At 43.4% G+C, this 18,931-nt stretch carries 14 protein-coding genes; 8 read left to right on the top strand and 6 right to left on the bottom strand.

Annotation, left to right across the window (positions count from 1 at the left end):
* The first annotated feature begins 136 nt into the window (after positions 1 to 136).
* Positions 137 to 1,636 carry a malate:quinone oxidoreductase gene (locus PQ469_RS12425; protein ID WP_274213252.1) on the top strand — a complete coding sequence of 500 codons (1,500 nt, stop codon included), beginning with the start codon at positions 137 to 139 and terminating at the stop codon, positions 1,634 to 1,636.
* Here the strand turns inward: PQ469_RS12425 and PQ469_RS12420 are convergent.
* Together PQ469_RS12420 and PQ469_RS12415 are read right to left on the bottom strand one after the other, a co-directional pair.
* Entirely contained in the window at positions 1,633 to 2,628 is a 996-nt protein-coding gene (locus tag PQ469_RS12420; RefSeq protein WP_274213251.1) for an energy transducer TonB, read from the bottom strand. The genes PQ469_RS12425 and PQ469_RS12420 overlap by 4 nt on opposite strands.
* Before the next feature lie 286 nt (positions 2,629 to 2,914).
* Positions 2,915 to 5,518, bottom strand: coding sequence for a M1 family metallopeptidase (locus tag PQ469_RS12415; protein ID WP_274213250.1), 2,604 nt, complete (start codon positions 5,516 to 5,518; stop codon positions 2,915 to 2,917).
* Positions 5,519 to 5,832: 314 nt separating this feature from the next.
* Here PQ469_RS12415 and PQ469_RS12410 point away from each other — a divergent pair, with 314 nt between their 5' ends.
* The 7 genes from PQ469_RS12410 to PQ469_RS12380 all read left to right on the top strand — a co-directional run bounded on the left by PQ469_RS12410 (position 5,833) and on the right by PQ469_RS12380 (position 13,790).
* Entirely contained in the window at positions 5,833 to 6,783 is a 951-nt protein-coding gene (locus tag PQ469_RS12410) for a glycosyltransferase family 2 protein (RefSeq protein ID WP_274213249.1), read from the top strand.
* Positions 6,784 to 6,892: 109 nt separating this feature from the next.
* On the top strand, positions 6,893 to 7,861 hold the full coding sequence (locus PQ469_RS12405) for a glycosyltransferase family 2 protein (protein WP_274213248.1): 969 nt from the start codon (positions 6,893 to 6,895) through the stop codon (positions 7,859 to 7,861).
* 6 nt (positions 7,862 to 7,867) lie between these two features.
* On the top strand, positions 7,868 to 8,638 hold the full coding sequence (locus PQ469_RS12400) for a glycerophosphoryl diester phosphodiesterase membrane domain-containing protein (protein ID WP_274213247.1): 771 nt from the start codon (positions 7,868 to 7,870) through the stop codon (positions 8,636 to 8,638).
* Positions 8,639 to 8,641: 3 nt separating this feature from the next.
* The gene (locus PQ469_RS12395) at positions 8,642 to 10,147 is read left to right on the top strand and encodes a GH3 auxin-responsive promoter family protein (RefSeq protein ID WP_274213246.1); all 1,506 of its coding nucleotides are present in this window, start codon (positions 8,642 to 8,644) and stop codon (positions 10,145 to 10,147) included.
* Between the two features lie 348 nt (positions 10,148 to 10,495).
* Complete coding sequence (locus PQ469_RS12390; protein ID WP_274213245.1) at positions 10,496 to 11,683, top strand: 1-deoxy-D-xylulose-5-phosphate reductoisomerase; 1,188 nt, start codon at positions 10,496 to 10,498, stop codon at positions 11,681 to 11,683.
* A gap of 16 nt (positions 11,684 to 11,699) precedes the next feature.
* Positions 11,700 to 13,028 (top strand): RIP metalloprotease RseP, encoded by a 1,329-nt coding sequence (gene rseP, locus PQ469_RS12385; protein WP_274213244.1) that lies wholly within the window; start codon positions 11,700 to 11,702, stop codon positions 13,026 to 13,028.
* Between the two features lie 162 nt (positions 13,029 to 13,190).
* The gene (locus PQ469_RS12380; RefSeq protein ID WP_274213243.1) at positions 13,191 to 13,790 is read left to right on the top strand and encodes a GNAT family N-acetyltransferase; all 600 of its coding nucleotides are present in this window, start codon (positions 13,191 to 13,193) and stop codon (positions 13,788 to 13,790) included.
* Positions 13,791 to 14,008: 218 nt separating this feature from the next.
* On the opposite strand, the gene PQ469_RS12375 is transcribed toward PQ469_RS12380, so the two are convergent.
* The 4 genes from PQ469_RS12375 to PQ469_RS12360 form a co-directional block, all read right to left on the bottom strand.
* A complete protein-coding gene (locus tag PQ469_RS12375; protein WP_274209700.1) occupies positions 14,009 to 14,242 on the bottom strand; it encodes a hypothetical protein in 234 nt (77 codons plus the stop codon).
* Positions 14,206 to 15,120 carry an IS3 family transposase gene (locus tag PQ469_RS12370; protein WP_274209701.1) on the bottom strand — a complete coding sequence of 305 codons (915 nt, stop codon included), beginning with the start codon at positions 15,118 to 15,120 and terminating at the stop codon, positions 14,206 to 14,208. Before PQ469_RS12370 ends, PQ469_RS12375 begins: the two co-directional genes overlap by 37 nt.
* A 2-nt stretch (positions 15,121 to 15,122) precedes the next feature.
* Positions 15,123 to 15,677 carry a hypothetical protein gene (locus tag PQ469_RS12365; RefSeq protein ID WP_274209702.1) on the bottom strand — a complete coding sequence of 185 codons (555 nt, stop codon included), beginning with the start codon at positions 15,675 to 15,677 and terminating at the stop codon, positions 15,123 to 15,125.
* Between the two features lie 118 nt (positions 15,678 to 15,795).
* Complete coding sequence (locus tag PQ469_RS12360) at positions 15,796 to 18,924, bottom strand: efflux RND transporter permease subunit (RefSeq protein WP_274213242.1); 3,129 nt, start codon at positions 18,922 to 18,924, stop codon at positions 15,796 to 15,798.
* Positions 18,925 to 18,931: the final 7 nt, after the last annotated feature.

Below are 18,931 nucleotides of genomic sequence, written 5' to 3'. Positions count from 1 at the left end.
CCTTAAAATTGTCAGATTTAATTCCGAGCTGCTTCAATCAGTTATTCGGGGGTTAAATCAGCATAACAATTTTGCAAAAACCGGGTTATACCGGGTGTAATTAATTTCAAAATACCTTTGCAGGTATCATACTAAGATGGCTAACAGCGATAAAGTTTCGGGAACAACGGTTGATGTGGTTTTAATAGGCGCGGGTATTATGAGCGCTACTTTGGGGGTAATGCTAAAAGAATTGCAACCCGATTTAACTATCGAAATTTTTGAGCGCCTGGATGTCATCGCTTCAGAAAGCTCGGCCCCCATGAATAATGCGGGTACGGGTCACTCCGCTTTCTGCGAACTAAACTACACGCCCGAATTGCCCGACGGTACTGTAGAAATAAAAAAAGCCATCAAAATTGCCGAGCAATTTGAAATAAGTAAAGAATTCTGGACTTATCTTATCGATAAAAAATATATACCATCGGCCGAAAGCTTTATCCGCAAAGTGCCGCATATGAGCTTTGTTTGGGGAACTGATAACGTAAACTACCTGAAAAAACGTCAGCAAGCGCTTATTAAGCACCACTTTTTTAAAGGGATGGAATACTCAGAAGACAAAGCCCAGATTAAAAAATGGATTCCGCTGGTAATGGAAGGCCGCGATGAACACGAGGCAATATCGGCCACGTTTATGGATATTGGTACAGATGTAAACTTTGGTAGCTTAACCAGCAGCTTGCTTGATACCCTGAAACAAAAACCAGGCGTTAACTTAAGCCTTAACCACGATGTTACCGGCCTTAAACGCAACACAAATGGCGGCTGGCTGGTAACAGTAAAAGATAAAACAAGCGGCACAAAAAGAAAGCTGACCAGCAAATTTGTGTTTGTTGGCGCCGGAGGCGGCGCTTTGCCATTATTACAAAAATCGGGCATTAAAGAGAGTAAAGGTTTTGGCGGTTTCCCGGTGAGCGGGCAATGGCTGGTTTGTACTAACCCCGATGTAATTAAACGTCACGAAGCTAAAGTTTATGGTAAAGCATCGGTAGGTTCGCCGCCAATGTCGGTACCGCACCTGGATACCCGGATGATTGATGGTAAACGCGAACTGTTGTTTGGCCCTTACGCAGGTTTCTCAACACGTTTTTTAAAGAAAGGATCTTTACTCGATCTATTTTGTTCAATAAAACCAAATAACATATTACCGCTGCTTGCCGTAGGCCGCGATAACTGGCCGTTAACCAAATATCTTATCAGCCAGGTAATGCAATCGCCTACAGATAGACTTAAAGCCCTGCAAGAGTACTTACCGACTGCTAAAGCCGAAGATTGGGAGCTTGACATTGCCGGCCAGCGCGTTCAGGTGATTAAGAAGGACGCCAAACACACCGGTGTACTGGAATTTGGCACCGAAGTGGTAACATCGGCAGATGGCAGCATTTCGGCCCTGTTAGGCGCATCGCCGGGCGCTTCCACATCTGTTCCTATTATGGTACAGCTGATTGAACGCTGCTTTAAAAACCACATTAAAACAACCGAATGGCAGGAAAAGCTAAAACAAATGATCCCATCATACGGACAATCATTATCAAATGATGAAGCTTTGAGCGTTGCTACCCGTGAGCGTACAAGTAAGGTTTTGGGGCTGGTTTAATCCTGATTGTTTTTAATATTCGCGAGAAAAATAATTGGCACCGAAAATTGCACACGTACAGGAACACCGTATAGATAAGCCGGCTTCCACTTGGGGCTTTCTTGCATAATACGCATAGCTTCCGCGTCGAGGCTTGGCTCAGTTCCCCTTGATATTTTTATATCTGCTAAAGTCCCGTTTTTTTCAACTATAAATGTCACGATAACCCTGCCCTGTATACCATTTTGCCAAGCGTATCTTGGGTATTTTATTTTCCTCCTCAGAAACCTCGTAAATCCATTCAAACCGCCATAAAACTCGGGCAGTATTTTTTTTTCGGTAAAAGTAAATACATTCCCTCCGCTATCGTAACTGGTGCCAGATGTAATAACCCCATTAGTATAGTTACAGATATAATTCAATGTATCATTAAAATGCCCTTTCCATTCACCTTGCTCCAGGCTATCCAATACCGGGCCACTCTCCATAACCGTTTTAAAATCGTCGCTATACTTTACCCATTTTCCGTTACCGTTAACAGCTAAAGCTTTACCTATGGAATCATTACAGTTGATCAGTTTTACTTTGTTTTGATGATGTGATACCGAATAATAAGCCAAGCCATTAGGATAATACACTATTTGCTCTCCTTCTTTTTGCCCGTTTTTATAATTGCTGATCGTTTTTATATTCCCGTTTAAGTAATATTCAATACATGTACCATCAAAATCAGGATACACAAAACGGCTTGCCGACATACTTATTAATTTTATCCGGCCGTTAAGATAAAGGTCTTTCACGGAGTATAATGTTTTTCCGATGCTGTTTGTCGGCGAAATTATCAGTCTTACAAAGTCCGCGCTATCTCTGTTTTTTACCACATAGCCATGATTGTCACGCGTCCATACATCATTAGATAACTTCATATAGGTTTTTACAGTATCCAACTGGGCGTTGGCACCGGTTACAGAAAAAAATGTTGTGAACACATATAAATAGAATATTTTACGCATATATTCGGAACTCAATTTAGGTTGGTAAAGAAACTAAATTGTATCGAGGATATCAATCAATTGCCGTTTACCAGCATAAAGCTAACAGGCATCGTATAAATAAATATCGCAAACGCACCCTGGCATACACAGATGAGATTACACTAAAGACTCTCCGTTGCCATTTTCGGCCAGAATTTTAGCTATCGAATCCGGGCACTCTTTTAAAAGAAAGCGACTTACCGAATCAAGGGGGTGATCGTAAATTTTCTTTTGCCGATTTGTACTGATTTGTCTCCCGAGAAAACTATTGAAACGACACCGCCGGCATATTGCTGTTTACCGCTGTTTCTTTAACCTTAAAATCGGCCGGGTGGCCAAGAATAACGGTTTTAATTAAAAACGGAATTTTAACGCCACCGTTTATTCCCTCGTAATTTCCAAACTCCGTTACCGAACTTGCGGTACCATCAATAACCTGTTTTATTTTAAGGCCCGTTTTTTGGCTGTAATAGTTTTTAATTACAGCGCCGTCTACAACGCGAATGTCAACTTCATAAGCCATGTCGCCGTTTACCACTTTCATTGTTGAATCAAGCGACACCGCGTTTCCCAGCTTTTCGTAATCAAGTTCGGGGAAAGCTTTGCTTTTTTCTTTAAGCACTCTTTTGGCCACATCGTCCAAAGGCATTTCATGGTTTACCTGCTGCACACTTATATTATCATTATTAACCAAAATATGACTTAGTACCAGGTTGTTATATGATGGCACAGTAATTTGCTGAAAATACATTCCGGGTATGCGGTACCTCGAAACCATCTGTACTTCTGAGCCCTGCACACTTGCTGCTGCCGAGACCTGTAGATCTTTAATATTTTTCAGCTTATCAACACCGCCAATGGCATCAAGATAGGTTTTGATTACACTGCCGGCAGTTACACCGGCTGGAACCGGCAACCCGCTAAACGAGTTATTTTCGGCATTTACATCAGGCAGTTTGTGGTCGGGGTCGATAACGGCCAGGGATATTTTCGATGTGGATTTATAAGGAAAAGTCCAGGTACCGCCGCGCTGCCATATTTCGGCAGGTAGTTTTACAATGCCTGTTTTGCCATTTTCTTCTTTAATGCTAATGGTTACAGGTAGCGCCATCTCTTCCAGGTTCTCTATGGTAATCAGCGCGCCTTTCGCCGGGTCGCCGTCCTGGTAGGCAATACCGCTTATGCTTTGGTCAAGCTTCCAGGTGGTAAAAAACCATTCGTTCCAAAACCAACTCAGATCCTCGCCGGCGGCGTTGTCAATGGTGTGGAAAAAATCCCAGGGCGTTGGATGTTTAAATGCCCAGCGTTTGATATAGGTGCGAAACGCGTAATCAAAACGCTGTTCGCCCAAAATCTGCTCGCGTAAAATGGCAAGGCCCAGGGCGGGCTTATCATAAGCCGCGTTGCCCAAAAAGCCTTCTTGTAGTACATCCGGAATGGTCATAATAGGCTCAGCATCGGCGCTAAACAAACCTGATGCCGCTTTTTGCTCGTCTACCGGCTCATAATACTCGCCTTTATTAAAAACGCGTGTATCAACGTTGTTTAAAAAGGTATTAAAACCTTCATCCATCCACGCGTACTTACGCTCGTTTGAGCCTACGATCATCGGGAACCAGTTATGGCCAAACTCGTGGTTGGTAACTTCCCAAAGCCCCCCTGCTTTACTTTCCCATCCGCAAAAAACAATCCCTGGATACTCCATTCCTCCTACCGTACCGGCCACATTGGTTGCTACGGGGTAGGTATACTCAAACCATTTATCCGAATAAAGTTCAATGGCAGCCTTCACATACTCTGTAGACCGGCCCCAGGCATCGTTACCTTTTACCTCGGCAGGATAAACCGATTGCGCCAAAGCTTTTTTACCGCTGGGCAAATTAATCCGCGCTGCATCCCACATAAATGCTTTTGACGCCGACCATGCCACATCACGAGCATTTTTACAGGCAAAGTGCCAGGTAAGCACCGGTTTTTTAGGGTGATCGTTACCGCTCAAAACTTCAGCCTCATCCTTTATCATCACCGTTTTATCACTTGCACGGGCTGCGGCCAGGCGGCTCATGGTAGTTGGTGTGTAAACTTCGGCGGGGTTAAGCAGCTCGCCAGAGCCGGTTACTACTAAATTTGAGGGGGCTGTAATGGTGTAATCAAAGTTACCATATTCCAGGTAAAACTCGCCGGCGCCAAGGTAGGGTAATACATTCCACCCGGTTACATCGTCATACACCTCCATGCGGGGGTACCATTGGGCTATTTCATAAATCCAGCCATTTTTGGTTTGCAGACGGCCCATACGGTCGGTACCATACTTAGGTATCTCAAAACCGTATTCTACTTTAATCTGCAGCTTACCACCCGCGGCCTTCAACGAATCTTTGAGCTTTATTTGCAGGCGTGTATCAGTAACCAGGTAATCGGCTTTGGTAGTTTTACCGTTTTTAATAATGTAAATGGCTTTTATTTCATCGCCTTTGGTATAGCTGCGATTGGTAAAACGCCCCCCGGTAACCGAGCTGGCAGCTTCGGAGCGCGAATCTTCGCGGTAAATATTCTGATCGTCCTGCAGCCATAAAAATGATAAAGCATCGGGGCTGTTGTTGGTATAAGTAATTAGCGCGGTACCGTCAATCCGGTGTTTCGCGGTATCCAACATAATATCAAGCTTGTAATCGGCACGGTTTTGCCAGTATTTTGAGCCGGGCGCTCCACCGGCATTCCTGTATTCGTTACCTTTTTCGGGATAAAATAATGGATTAAAAACTTTATGCTGATCGTATTTCCCCCCCTGTTGATCGTCGGTTTGAGCATAGGCTATTGTGGAAAACACACACAGAAAAACAAAAAGAATTGCTTTACAAAATTTCATGAAGGCTTTATTTATAATGACAGGCAAGTTATGCAAATATTTCCAAGTGCTTTTAACGTAATAGATGCTTTACATATTGTAGGCAGCCCCACCTAAATAGCGTAGCTTTCATGAGCGCACCAAATCACCAACTGCGAATAATCCTCCCCGGTAGGGAGGACTTTAAAAAAGCAGTTAAAGTCTCCCCTACCGGGGGAGATTTAGAGGGGGCTTGGCTGCTTAAAAATCATTATACAAACCATTCCCTATTTTTTATATTTTTGCGGATGATTGCGGGCAAACATAATTTTAGCCACGCATCACATTCCTTATAAATGGATATATCAGTTGTAGTACCGCTTTATGACGAAGTAGAATCATTGCCCGAGCTTACCTCATGGATAAGCCGCGTAATGGCCGAAAATCGCTTTACTTATGAAATCATATTGGTTGATGATGGTAGCAAGGACGGGTCATGGGAGATGATCAGGAAGCTAAGCTTCGATAATCCTTTCATTAAAGGCATCAAATTCAGGCGCAACTATGGCAAATCGGCAGCGCTTAATACCGGCTTTGCCGCTACCAGGGGCGATGTGGTAATAACCATGGATGCCGATTTACAGGATAGCCCGGATGAAATTCCCGAACTTTATCGCCGTATAACCGAAGAAAAATTCGACCTGGTATCGGGATGGAAAGCCAAACGGTATGATCCGCTCAGCAAAACCATACCCACTAAGCTATTTAACTATGCCACCCGTAAAATGAGTGGCATAGATAACCTGCACGATTTTAACTGCGGCCTTAAAGCATACCGCGGCGCTGTGGTGAAAAATATAGAGGTTTATGGCGAAATGCACCGCTATATCCCAGTATTAGCCAAATGGGCCGGTTTTACCAAAATTGGCGAGCAGGTAGTTGAGCACCGTGCCCGCAAATACGGCAAAACCAAATTTGGCATGAGCCGCTTTGTAAACGGCTTTCTTGATTTGCTATCGATATTTTTTGTTGGCAAGTTTGGTAAACGCCCCATGCACTTTTTTGGCACAATGGGTACAATCAGCTTTTTTACAGGATTGGTAATAGCGATATGGATAATGGCCGATAAGCTTTATAACATCTCGCATCATATTAAAGAAAGGCAGCCAACAGACAACCCCTGGTTTTATATAGCCATTGTAGCCATCATTTTAGGCTCGCAGCTATTTTTAACCGGCTTTGTTGCCGAACTGGTTTCCCGTAGCTCAAGCGAACGGAACCATTACCAGGTAGAGGAAGTTATCTGATTTGAAAATTTGAGGATTTGAAAATTTGAAAATTACCCTTTCAAATTGAAATGGTTGAAAAGCCAGCCATTTTCAAATCCTCAAATTTTCAAATCATCAAATTCAAAACATGTTTTTTTCCATCATCATTCCTTTATACAACCGCCCGCAGGAGATCAAAGAATTACTGGAGACCCTGGTGCTGCAAACGTACCGGAATTTTGAGGTTTTGGTGATTGAAGATGGATCCGTTAATCACGCCGAAGCTATTGTAAACGGCTTTGTTGGACAGTTGGATGTTCGCTATTTTAAAAAAGCAAACGAAGGGCAGGGTTTTACACGCAATTTTGGATTTGAACGCGCCAGGGGCGACTACTTTATCATATTCGATTCGGATTGTTTGATCCCTGCAGATTACCTGCAGATTGTAAATAATTCGTTAACCGCAAATTACCTTGATGCCTACGGCGGGCCAGATGGAGCACATACCTCATTTACGCCTACGCAAAAGGCCATCAGCTATAGTATGACCTCCCCTTTTACAACAGGCGGTATCCGCGGTAATAAAAAAGCGATTGGGCAGTTTCATCCACGTAGTTTTAACATGGGTGTATCAAGGCAGGTATGGGAAAAAGCAGGCGGCTTTATTATCACCCGACTGGGCGAGGATATTGAATACAGCATCCGCATCCATTCCCTTGGTTTTAAAATCGGGCTGATACCCGACGCCATCGTTTACCATAAACGCCGCACCAACTTTGTGCAGTTTTTTAAGCAGCTGCACTTTTTTGGCAGGGCGCGCATTAATATTTATAAGTTTTTCCCGGGGGAGTTAAAGGCGGTGCACTTTTTTCCCGCGGCGTTCACACTGTTCCTGCTATTCACGCTCATTTTCAATCTATTGGGATGGCAGATTGCCAAACTGGGTAACTTTATAGTGTTGTTTATCATTTTGTTAATATTTTTTCATGCTTGGTGGAAAAATAAATCAGCAAAAATCGCATTTTTGAGCATTATAGCTGCCTTCACTCAACTAACAGCCTACGGGATAGGATTTATGCAGGATTTTTGGAAGCGGGTAATTTTTAACAGATCATAATAACCTATGTACCACACCTTTTCTGTTGCAGAAACCATTAAAACTGCATGGAATATTTTAAAGAAAAATTTTGTGCCGCTTGTTGTGTATTCGGTTATTTCGCTGTTTATAAATGAGGTGCTTGACTTTTTTAAGACTTTTTTCTTAATTGGCGATTACCTTACCACCACTATTTTCTTCTTCATAGCGTTGATAACGCAGTGCTTTATTGGTTTAAGCTTTTACAAACTCATATTAACCTTAATGGACAAAGAATATTATGAGTTTGAATTTAAAGATATTTTGCCATCGGCTAAAATGACATTTAACTTTGTTATTATCGGCTTTTTAACAGCGTTCTTCGTTGCAATATTATTCTTCTTCTATGTATTGGCCCAACGGTATCTGGGTTTGGAAAGCATATTTCAAACAATAGAATTATTGATTATCCTCTACATAAGCCTGCGCAGTATATTTTGTATCTGCTTTATTGTTGACGATGATTCGGCGCCTATAGAATCGCTCAAACAAAGTTTCGAAATAACCAAGGATAACTTCTTTAAAACGCTTAGCATCTTTATTATTATAATAGGCATACTCTTTATAGCATTGATACCTGTTTTCCTGATCATAAATTTAACCGGACTTGATGAAAAGGGAGGGTTCATATTCAGGTTAGCTTTTTATTGCTGGTTTTTGCTAACATTCCCTTTTATCCAGGTAATTATTATGGTTACCTACCGTAAATTAGTTTACAGCCACCTGGATGTGGACGATGACCTGTCCGAAACCAAATAACCAATGGGCCTTAAATCTGTATTGAGCAAAGTTTTTGCAGTCCTGGTAAACAGGGAGCTTAATCAGCTGCGTAAAAATGCCCTTATTTTGCAGCAAAATACATTTAGCAGTCTTATCCACCAGGCTAAGGATACCACCTTTGGTAAAGCGCATAATTTTTCACAGATCAATAGCTACGAAGATTTTAAACGAAATGTCCCTATCCACGATTATGAAGACCTGCGCCCCTATATAGACAGGGTTGTAAAAGGCGAAGAGAATGTGTTATGGCCGGGCAAGCCAAAGTACCTGGCCAAAACATCGGGCACTACATCGGGTGTAAAATATATCCCGATATCAAAAGAAAGCATGCCCCAGCATATTAAAGCTGCCCGCAATGCCTTGCTTGCCTATATTCATGAAACCGGCAACGCCGATTTTGTTGATGGTAAAATGATATTCCTGCAGGGAAGCCCGGTTTTAGCCGAAAAGAATGGCGTATCAACCGGGAGGCTTTCTGGCATAGTGGCACACCATGTGCCCGCTTACCTTCAAAAAAACAGGCTGCCAAGCTATGAAACCAATTGCATTGAAGATTGGGAGCAAAAGGTTGACGCCATAGTTGACGAAACGTTTAATGAAGATATGCGCCTCATCAGCGGCATACCGCCATGGTGCCAGATGTATTTTGACAGGCTTTCGGCAAAGTCTGGTGGCAAAAAGGTGAAAGATATTTTCCCTAACTTCAAATTGTACGTGCATGGCGGCGTAAACTACGAACCTTACCGCGCCCGGATGGAGGAAAGTATTGGTTTTAAAATTGATTCTATCGAAACTTATCCGGCATCAGAGGGCTTTATCGCTTTCCAGGATTCACAAAAGGAGAACGGACTGCTTTTATTAGTTGACTCGGGCATATTTTACGAGTTTATTCCTTCAGAAGAGTACTTTAACGAGCATCCAACCCGCATCAATATCAAAGATGTGGAACTGGAGAAAAATTATGCGCTCATTATGAATACCAGCGCCGGCTTATGGGGTTATAGCTTAGGGGATACCATTAAATTCATATCTAAAAACCCTTATAAAATCATTGTAACCGGCCGTATTAAACACTATATATCGGCCTTTGGCGAACATGTTATTGGCGAAGAAGTAGAACATGCATTAATGAGCGTAGCAAAGGCCGAGGGTGTTGATGTAATTGAATTTACCGTAGCGCCACAGGTTAACCCGCCGGCCGGGCAACTCCCTTACCACGAGTGGTTTGTTGAGTTTGGAACACCGCCCGCCGATCTTCAGGTCTTTGCCATAAAAGTGGATAAAGCCCTGCAAAAGAAAAATATTTACTATTTTGACCTGATTGAAGGTAACATTTTGCAACCTTTGATCATCCAAGGCCTGAAAAAAGACGCGTTCATAAATTTTATGCGATCGGAAGGAAAACTGGGAGGGCAAAATAAGGTGCCAAGGCTATCAAATGACAGGAAGATAGCAGATGGCTTAAAAGCGTATATTAAGCCCCTCTAAATCTCCCCTAAAGGGGAGACTTGAAAAAGGCAAACAGGCATAACAGAAGCGTATTATAATTATATTCGCAAATCAAAAAAGAGTGTCGTGGTTAATCGTAAAATTTAACGAAACCATGAAAGGGAGATGGCACTAAAAAATAAAGACTGTCATCCTGAGGAACGAAGGATCTATTCACGAACTTTTCTATCGGTCATGCATAGCTGATAGATCCTTCGTTCCTTAGGATGACAGGGAAATTGGATATGTGACGGGTAGTCCGCCGAAGCATAACGTGCAAAGGCCTGTCTGCGCGTGTTTTGACAAGCTTAGGATGACCGGTATTTTTCTTATATAAAGATATTATAATTGAGTAACCAGATAAAAAAAATTGCCATTTTAGGCTCAACAGGCAGCATAGGTACCCAAACACTTGAGGTGATAAAGGGCAACGGTAACCTGTTCAGGGCTTTTTTACTTACAGCGCATTCCAACGCCGGGCTATTAATTAGCCAGGCTATTGAGTTTTTGCCGGCCTACGCCATTATATGCGATACCGGCAAATACCTGCAGGTTAAGGAGGCCCTGGCCCACCTGCCCATCGAGGTACTTGCAGGCCACCAGGCTATTATTGATACCGTTACTCATCCTGATATTGATGTAGTGCTTACAGCGATGGTTGGCTTTGCAGGTTTGGAACCTACTATTGCCGCTATAAAGGCGGGTAAAGATATCGCCCTGGCCAATAAAGAAACTTTAGTTGTTGCCGGCGAAATTGTAACCACTTTGGCCAAACAGCATGGGGTTAATATCCTGCCGGTAGATTCTGAACACTCGGCTATATTCCAGTGCCTCACGGGCGAGGAAAACAACCCTGTAGAAAAACTGATCATTACAGCATCCGGCGGCCCTTTCCGTGGCCGCAGCGTTGATTTTTTGACCGGTGTAAGCCGCGAAGACGCGTTAAAACATCCCAACTGGGTAATGGGCGCCAAAATCACCATTGATTCGGCATCACTCATGAATAAAGGTCTGGAGGTGATAGAAGCAAAATGGCTTTTTAATGTAGATGCAGATCAGATTGATGTGGTGGTTCACCCGCAATCCATCATCCACTCCATGGTGCAATTCAGGGACGGATCAATCAAAGCGCAAATGGGTTTACCGGACATGAAACTGCCTATCCAGTACGCGCTTACCTACCCCAGCCGCATCCAAAACGATTTTAAGCGGTTTGATTTTACAGCCTATCCTAACCTGACTTTTGAAAAACCAGACCTGGAAACTTTTCGTAATCTTGGGTTAGCTTATGCAGCGTTAAAACAAGGTGGTAACATGCCTTGTATTATTAATGCGGCCAACGAGATTGCCGTCGCCGGTTTTTTAACCAACAGCATCGGTTTCCTGGCCATGAGCGATTTGATTGAAGAGTGTATGCAGCAAATCGCCTTCGTATCGCAACCAACCATAACCGATTATTTGAATACCGACAAAGAAACACGCATCTTTGCGCAAAATTTTATACAAAAACTGCCGTTAAAGGCAATAAACTATTAATAGATAAATATAACGAATGAGTATAGTGATCATGGTAGGCCAGCTTGTACTGGGCCTTTCAATTTTAATCATCCTGCACGAACTGGGGCACTTTTTAACGGCCCGGGCTTTCGGGATTAAAGTAGATAAATTTTACCTGTTTTTTGACGCGTGGAATATCAGCCTGTTTAAATTTACGTATAAAGGTGTTGAATATGGCATTGGCTGGTTGCCTTTAGGTGGCTATGTAAAAATTGCCGGTATGATAGATGAATCGATGGATACCGACCAGATGGCCGGTCCGCCGCAACCCTGGGAGTTCCGTTCAAAACCAGCCTGGCAGCGTTTAATTGTAATGCTGGGCGGTGTTACAGTTAACATCATACTGGGCATTCTTATATTTTGGGTCCTGACTATCCGCTTTGGCGAAAGCTATATTCCTAACTCAAGTGCGCAATATGGCATTGTACCAGGCGTGGTAGGCAAAAAAATAGGCTTATTGCCGGGCGATAAAATTACCGCCGTTAATGGTAAAGAAATTGTACGTTTTGACGATTTAACAAGCCCAAAAGTATTGCTCGAAAATACGGTATTTACCGTAGTGCGCGGTGCCCAGACGTTAAGCATTACTGTACCGCATACCATATTAAATGATTTGGCCGATCATGGTATCGAAGAATTTATAAGCCGCGTACCACGTACCAAATTTTCTGTCGATTCCGTTTATGGCAATGCTAAAAAAGCAGGCCTAAAAAAAGGCGATAGCGTAGTGGCAGTAAACGGCCAGCCTGTAGTATTTTTTGACGAGATCCAAAGCCAGCTTGCAGCAAACAAAGGCAAGATGGTTGACCTGAGCGTAAAACGCAACAGCAGCATTTTGCCAATAAAAGCGCAGGTAACCGCCGATGGAACTATTGGTTTCGCACGGCCAAAAAGCGATTTCCCGGAAGTAAAAACCATAAAATACGGTTTCTTTCAATCTTTCCCTATCGGTGCGGCGAGAGCTATCAGCACATTTACTGATAATGCCAAAGGCCTGGGTAAAATATTTAAAGGTGATGTTAAGTTTAACAAAGCCGTAAGCGGCCCTGTTGCTATAGCAAACCTGTTTGGCGGCACTATTGACTGGGTGCATTTTTGGAGCCTGGTGGGCTTTTTATCAATGGTATTAGCGCTGATGAACCTATTGCCTATCCCGGCACTTGACGGTGGTCATGCTGTGTTCCTGATTGTGGAAATGATAAAAGGTAAACCACTGAGCGATAAGTTCCTGGAGCGCGCGCAAATAGTGGGTTTTGTGATACTGGTTACCCTGATGGTATTTGTTTTTGGAAACGATATTGTAAACAAGGTAATGAAAAAATAGGCTGAAAGCTAAAAGCAGAAGGCTTAATGCAAAAGCGCTAAATCAACGGCCCGGAGACAGAATTCTTCAGGCCGTTTTTGATTTGTAGATACCGGGGCCTGTTCAACTATAAATCGATTTTTATCTGTTAGCACAGGGCATAATTTCCGATATTTACCAGCCATGTACACACTTAAATACCAGGAGTTTTCTGAGGCTTTATACCAGGCATTACAGCCTGATCCATTTTATATCAGGTTATTACAATCAATAACCGGCGATAAAGAGAAACGGGAAGCTTTAATAAGCTACCTTGATTATTCGATGTACGAGGCCGAAAAATACGGCCTGCTGTTTATTCCCGGCCAACACAGGTATGGCGCGTCTATATGGAGTAAGCCCTTAAGTGCAGAGACCGAATCGAAAAAAAGCCAGGAAAAGAAGGCCTTTTTGAAAGCCAATTTAGGTGATGTCGTGCTGGATGCCTATGTGCAGATGGTAGATTTTATGTCGGCGCAATTGGAGGGTTTAATTGCACCAGAATCATGGTACCTTTCCATCGTCGGCATCAAACCGGAATTCCAGGGTAAAGGTTTAGGTGTCGGCCTAATCACTGATGTATTGGCAGAAACCGACAAATTGGGTTTGCCCACCTACCTGGAAACTTTTACGCCCAGGAACATATCATTTTATAACAGGCTGGGATATAAAGAAAGCGCATCCTTTTTAGAGCCGGTAACCAATGCCACTTATTGGGTAATGCTGCGGGAACCTCGTGGTTAAAAAGCATGGCAAACTATTTAGAAGAACCAGCCCCCTTTAGGTACCTGAGTTGGACAAAAACCGGCACAAATATTGGATGAGACAACATTAACGCAATCAATTTAGTGTTAACTATGTTTATATACAATTAATTTATTATCAAATACTTATAAAAAATATATCTAAAATATGTTAAGTTATGTTAACCCACTTTAGATGTGTGACCCGTCCTGAAATAACTATACAGATTTGTGAGTTAATCCTGTAAACACTATACAGGTTCTTTTTTTAAAGATAAAGTTAAATAACTTGTTGTTTGTTTGTTGTGTTGGAATGTGGGAAACTCCTTCAGTTTTCCATATTTCAACACGTTTTTCTTTTTTTGCTTCTTTTTTTCTTTTTGCTGAACCTCCTCTTTTTGTTGATAACTCATCTGTCAGGCGGGTATGGCCAGCGGCTTTTCCTTCTCCCATTTGCCCGGGTATTCCTTCCAGCGTTTTTTCAGTACATCACCTTGTTCATGCGCCTGGCAAGGCGTCAGGTAGTCACAGCTTCCATGGGGCCTCAATTCGTTGTATGCCTTAATACTGCTATCGATCTTTTTATAAGTCTGCTCAAAGTTAACCGGGCTGATGTACAGGTCGAACTCCCCCTTGATGATGCCATTCATTCGTTCGGCCAGTGCATTCTCATACGGGTCACCCCGTTCAGTCATACTGATGGAAATAGTTTCGTTCCCAAGCAATTCCACATAATCCTTAGAGCAGTATTGGGACCCTCTGTCAGAGTGATGGGTAAGGGTTTGCCCGCTGTAACTGCGGACATCCAGGGCCATCTGTAAGGCCGCTATAGGCCCCAGCGCCAGCATATCCAGGCGGAAACAATAACCCATGATCTTACGTGAAAATGCATCTGTTATCAGTGACAGGTAGCCCCATTGGTTTTGCACCCGAATGTAAGTTATATCGCTTACCCAAAGTTCCTCCGGCCGTATAATATGCATTTCCTTTACCAGGTTGGCGTACTTATGCATCCAGTGCCGGGAATCGGTGGTGATTGCTTTTCGTTTACGCTGCCTGATCAGCAGCTTATGAGCGTCAAGCAAGTCAAACAGGTAGTCCCTGCCGATTTCTATATGATGAGAAGCCAGTTGCGGCTTAAGCAGATAAAGCATCTTTCTTGTCCCTAACCGGGGTAAAGGCTTCCTTATTTCATGAACAAGCTGCAGGATAATTTCCTCTTTGATAGAGTCATCCTGGTTTCTCCATAAGTGATCATAGTGCGCATGGCGGGTTTTGCCAAACAGTCCGCATAGAAACGCCCAGCTTAAATGCGCGTAATCCTGCTTCATTATCATGACTGCCTGGCCCCAGCTTTTTTTCTGATCTTGATCTTAAACTGATCCTCTGCTACATCAATAAGGGTATTTAAGGCACTGATCTTTAGCTGTGCATATTCCAAAGCCTTTTTTAAAGCTTCCGTTTCCGGGTCCGGCACACCAGACTGCCCTTCAGCTTTATCCTTCATCTCAAACTTTTCATGAACCGCAAGTTCGGCATTTTCTTTCAACGAGGCCTTAAGCCATTTATTTAACGTTTCTCCACTTAGTCCGTATGACTTCCTCGCTGCATAAGGTTTCAGAATGCCTTGCTCAACCTGGCGGACGACGGATCTTTTTTCTATGTCGCTTAAATGATATCCCCGCTGTTTTTCCTGGTACTCTTTCGAGCCGCGGTCGCGCATCCATTTACTCAGAGATGCCCGCGACATGCCATACTGATAGGCTATCACGCTCCGCGGAGTCCCTGATTCTATCAATTTTATGATCTCATTCCGTAGGCTGCTTTCAAAGTGACATCGCTTAGTAAGGCGAATCTGACTCGCTTTTTGTTCCGATTCTTCTTTCATACACTTTCTTTTAGTGTATAGTTATTTCAGGACGAGTCAGTGTGACCCCTGTTAAAAAAGCCCCCGTCATTACAACGGGAGCTTGGTTATATATAGAAATTAGGGAAAGTTCCTTGTTTTACAACCTGCCGGTATCTCCGCTTTCCACGCGTTTGCGATAAGTCCAGTAAAACACAATGGGGAATACAAACAGGTTAAAAATGGTATTGGTAATTAAGCCGCCAATTACCACAATGGCCAATGGTTTTGAAGCCTCGGAACCGATACCTGCGGACAATGCAGCCGGCAACAAACCAATAGCGGCCATCATAGCCGTCATGATAACCGGGCGCATCCTATCGGCTACACCGTTTTTCAAAGCCTCGGTAAAATCGGTAAATTGATGATGCCGCAGCTCCTTAATGTTCGATTTAAATTTCGAGATCAGGATAACGCCATTCTGCACGCAGATACCAAATAAAGCTATAAACCCTATCCCTGCAGATATATTAAAGTTAACCCCGGTAATCAACAAAGCCAGGATGCCACCCATGATAGCAAAAGGCACGTTGTTTAATACCAGCAGCGAATCCCTGAAGTTGCCGAAAAGGATAAACAGGATAAAGAAGATAATAAGCAAGCTTACCGGCACCGCCTGCGACAGCCTTTGCGTAGCACGCTGCTGGTTTTCAAAGTCGCCGGCCCATTCCAGGCGGTAATCTTTAGGCAGTTTTATTTGCGCGTTAACTTTGGCCTGTGCTTCGGCAATGGTGCTGCCCATATCCCTGCCGCGGATAGAGAACTTGATAGCGCCGTACCGACTGTTTTTATCCCGGTATATCATACTGATGCCCGTTATTTTGCCAATATCCGCTATCTCCCTTAGCGGAACTTTACCACCATTCAAAGTAGGCACACGCAAATCGCCTATGGCCGTTGCATTGTTCCTAAAATCTTCCGGGTAACGGATCCTTAGGTCAAACTTCTTTTCACCTTCATAAATCTGTGTAGCAGCGCGGCCGCCTATTGCAGTTTCAATAACCGCGTTGGCATCGGCAGCTGTGACACCGTATTGGGCCATTTTATCCTGGTTAAGGTTTATCTGTAACTCGGGCTGGCCCATGTTGCGTAAAATGCCCAAATCTTCAATACCGCGTACACCTTTCAGGATTTTGTAAATCTGTTCTTCCCTGCTTTCGATATAAGGGTAGTTATCTCCAAACATTTTCACCACGATCGATCCCTTTACCCCCGATACTGCTTCTTCCACGTTATCTGATATAGGTTGTGAGAAGTTGAGGTCGACACCGGGATAAAACTTTAGTTTATCCTGCATTCTGGCAATTAATTCCTCTTTGGTTTCTTTACGTTTCCATTCGTCCTGCGGATAAATATCAACATGGAATTCTATGTTATAAAAGCCGGTAGCATCGGTACCATCATTTGGCCTGCCGGTTTGCGATATCACCTGCTTAACCTCGTCAAAACTCAGGAAAATCCGGCGCATCTCGTTTGATAGCTTAACTGATTCTTCCAGCGAGGTACTTAACGGGCCGGTTGCCCGCACATATATCGATCCTTCGTTTAATTCCGGTAAAAACTCGGTACCTAATAATGTAAAACAACCTAAACTAATAACCAAAGCAGCAACTGCTATCGGGAATACTATTTTGCGTCGTTTAAAACACAGGTTATAAAAGCGAAGTGCATTTTTGGTGATAAACTCAACAAATACGTTATGACGTTCCTTTACATTTTTACGTAACAGGATGCTGCTCAGCGCGGGCACCAGTGTAAAAGTTAACAACAAGGCACCCAAAAGCGCAAAACTCAATGTCCAGGCCAGGGGCGAAAACATTTTTCCTTCTACCTTTTGAAAGCTGAAGATGGGTAATAAACCGGTGATGATAATAGCTTTGGCAAAAAAGATGCCCTTACCGTTTACCAAGCTGGCCTGGCGGATTAAGCCAAGCTTGCTGAGCTTGTTAAAATTCTCCATCCCCATTTCTTTGGCCTTATGGTCAAGCAGTACAAAAATCCCCTCCACCATTACAACGGCCCCATCTATAATGATACCAAAGTCGATAGCGCCCATCGAGAGTAGATTGGCGGACATGCCTTTCAACTTTAGGCACATAAAGGCAAACAACAGCGCCAGCGGGATGATAATGGCTACAATTATCGTAGTGCGCCAGTCGGCCATAAACAGTAATACAATCACCGTTACAAATATGATTCCTTCGGCCATGTTATGCAGCACAGTATGCGTTGCAAAATCAACCAGGTTTTCGCGGTCGTAAAAGGTATTGATCTTAACGTCCTCAGGCAGTATAGTACCGTTCAGTTCTTTGATCTTATCTTTAAGGCCTGCAATAACTACACTCGGGTTTTCGCCTTTGCGCATAACCACTATACCCTCTACCACATCCGGGTCAACATCGCGGCCTACCTGACCCAATCTCGGTAATGATGCTTCGGTTACCTCGGCAATAGTCTTTACATAAATAGGCGTACCTTTTACGTTATTAACAACAATGTTCTTTATCTCGCTGATGTTGTTGAGCAAGCCAATACCGCGTACCACGTAAGCCTGCCCGCTTTGCTGTATCACATCGCCGCCTACGTTTACGTTACTTTTGGATACTGCATCAAATAACTGCAAGGGGGTAATATCGTATTGAACCGCCTTTTCGGGGTTTATAGTAATCTGGTAGGTTTTCACCTCGCCGCCAAAACTGTTTACATCGGCTACGCCCGGCACCGCCCTTATCTCGCGGCTTACCACCCAATCCTGTATGGTTTTCAATTCGCGTACCGACCGCTTATTACTGGTTAAGGTGTAACGGTAAATTTCGCCTGTCGGCCCGTAGGGAGGTTCAATTTCGGGGGTAATACCATCTGGCAAATTGGCCTCATCAAGGTGGTTGTTGATCTGTAAACGAGCAAACGCATAGTCTACATCATCATCAAATGTAATTTTTACTACCGACAGGCCAAACAGGGACGACGAGCGCACACTGGTCTTTTTCTCGGCCGGGTTCATGGCCAGTTCTATGGGGCGGGTTACAAATTTTTCAACCTCCTCGGCGCTGCGGCCGGGCCACTGTGTTATAATAGTTACCGATGTGTTGGTTACATCCGGAAAGGCATCTATAGCTATGGTTTTAAAACTGATATAGCCCGCCACCGCCATAAGCAGGGTAACAAAAAATATAAAAATCTTATTTTTAAGTGCAAAAGACAGCACTCCTTTTATGAACTTGTTCATCTGTTCG

Source organism: Mucilaginibacter sp. KACC 22773 (assembly GCF_028736215.1).
GTDB lineage: Bacteria > Bacteroidota > Bacteroidia > Sphingobacteriales > Sphingobacteriaceae > Mucilaginibacter.
Note: the sequence above shows the minus strand (reverse complement) of the source record. Positions and strands in the feature narration are given on the sequence as shown.

Coding starts and splice junctions, on each gene's coding strand:
- PQ469_RS12425 (WP_274213252.1), top strand. CDS start 137: ATGGCTAACAGCGATAAAGTTTCGGGAACAACGGTTGATGTGGTTTTA.
- PQ469_RS12420 (WP_274213251.1), bottom strand. CDS start 2,628: ATGCGTAAAATATTCTATTTATATGTGTTCACAACATTTTTTTCTGTA.
- PQ469_RS12415 (WP_274213250.1), bottom strand. CDS start 5,518: ATGAAATTTTGTAAAGCAATTCTTTTTGTTTTTCTGTGTGTGTTTTCC.
- PQ469_RS12410 (WP_274213249.1), top strand. CDS start 5,833: ATGGATATATCAGTTGTAGTACCGCTTTATGACGAAGTAGAATCATTG.
- PQ469_RS12405 (WP_274213248.1), top strand. CDS start 6,893: ATGTTTTTTTCCATCATCATTCCTTTATACAACCGCCCGCAGGAGATC.
- PQ469_RS12400 (WP_274213247.1), top strand. CDS start 7,868: ATGTACCACACCTTTTCTGTTGCAGAAACCATTAAAACTGCATGGAAT.
- PQ469_RS12395 (WP_274213246.1), top strand. CDS start 8,642: ATGGGCCTTAAATCTGTATTGAGCAAAGTTTTTGCAGTCCTGGTAAAC.
- rseP (WP_274213244.1), top strand. CDS start 11,700: ATGAGTATAGTGATCATGGTAGGCCAGCTTGTACTGGGCCTTTCAATT.
- PQ469_RS12380 (WP_274213243.1), top strand. CDS start 13,191: ATGTACACACTTAAATACCAGGAGTTTTCTGAGGCTTTATACCAGGCA.
- PQ469_RS12375 (WP_274209700.1), bottom strand. CDS start 14,242: ATGGGAGAAGGAAAAGCCGCTGGCCATACCCGCCTGACAGATGAGTTA.
- PQ469_RS12370 (WP_274209701.1), bottom strand. CDS start 15,120: ATGAAGCAGGATTACGCGCATTTAAGCTGGGCGTTTCTATGCGGACTG.
- PQ469_RS12365 (WP_274209702.1), bottom strand. CDS start 15,677: ATGAAAGAAGAATCGGAACAAAAAGCGAGTCAGATTCGCCTTACTAAG.
- PQ469_RS12360 (WP_274213242.1), bottom strand. CDS start 18,924: ATGAACAAGTTCATAAAAGGAGTGCTGTCTTTTGCACTTAAAAATAAG.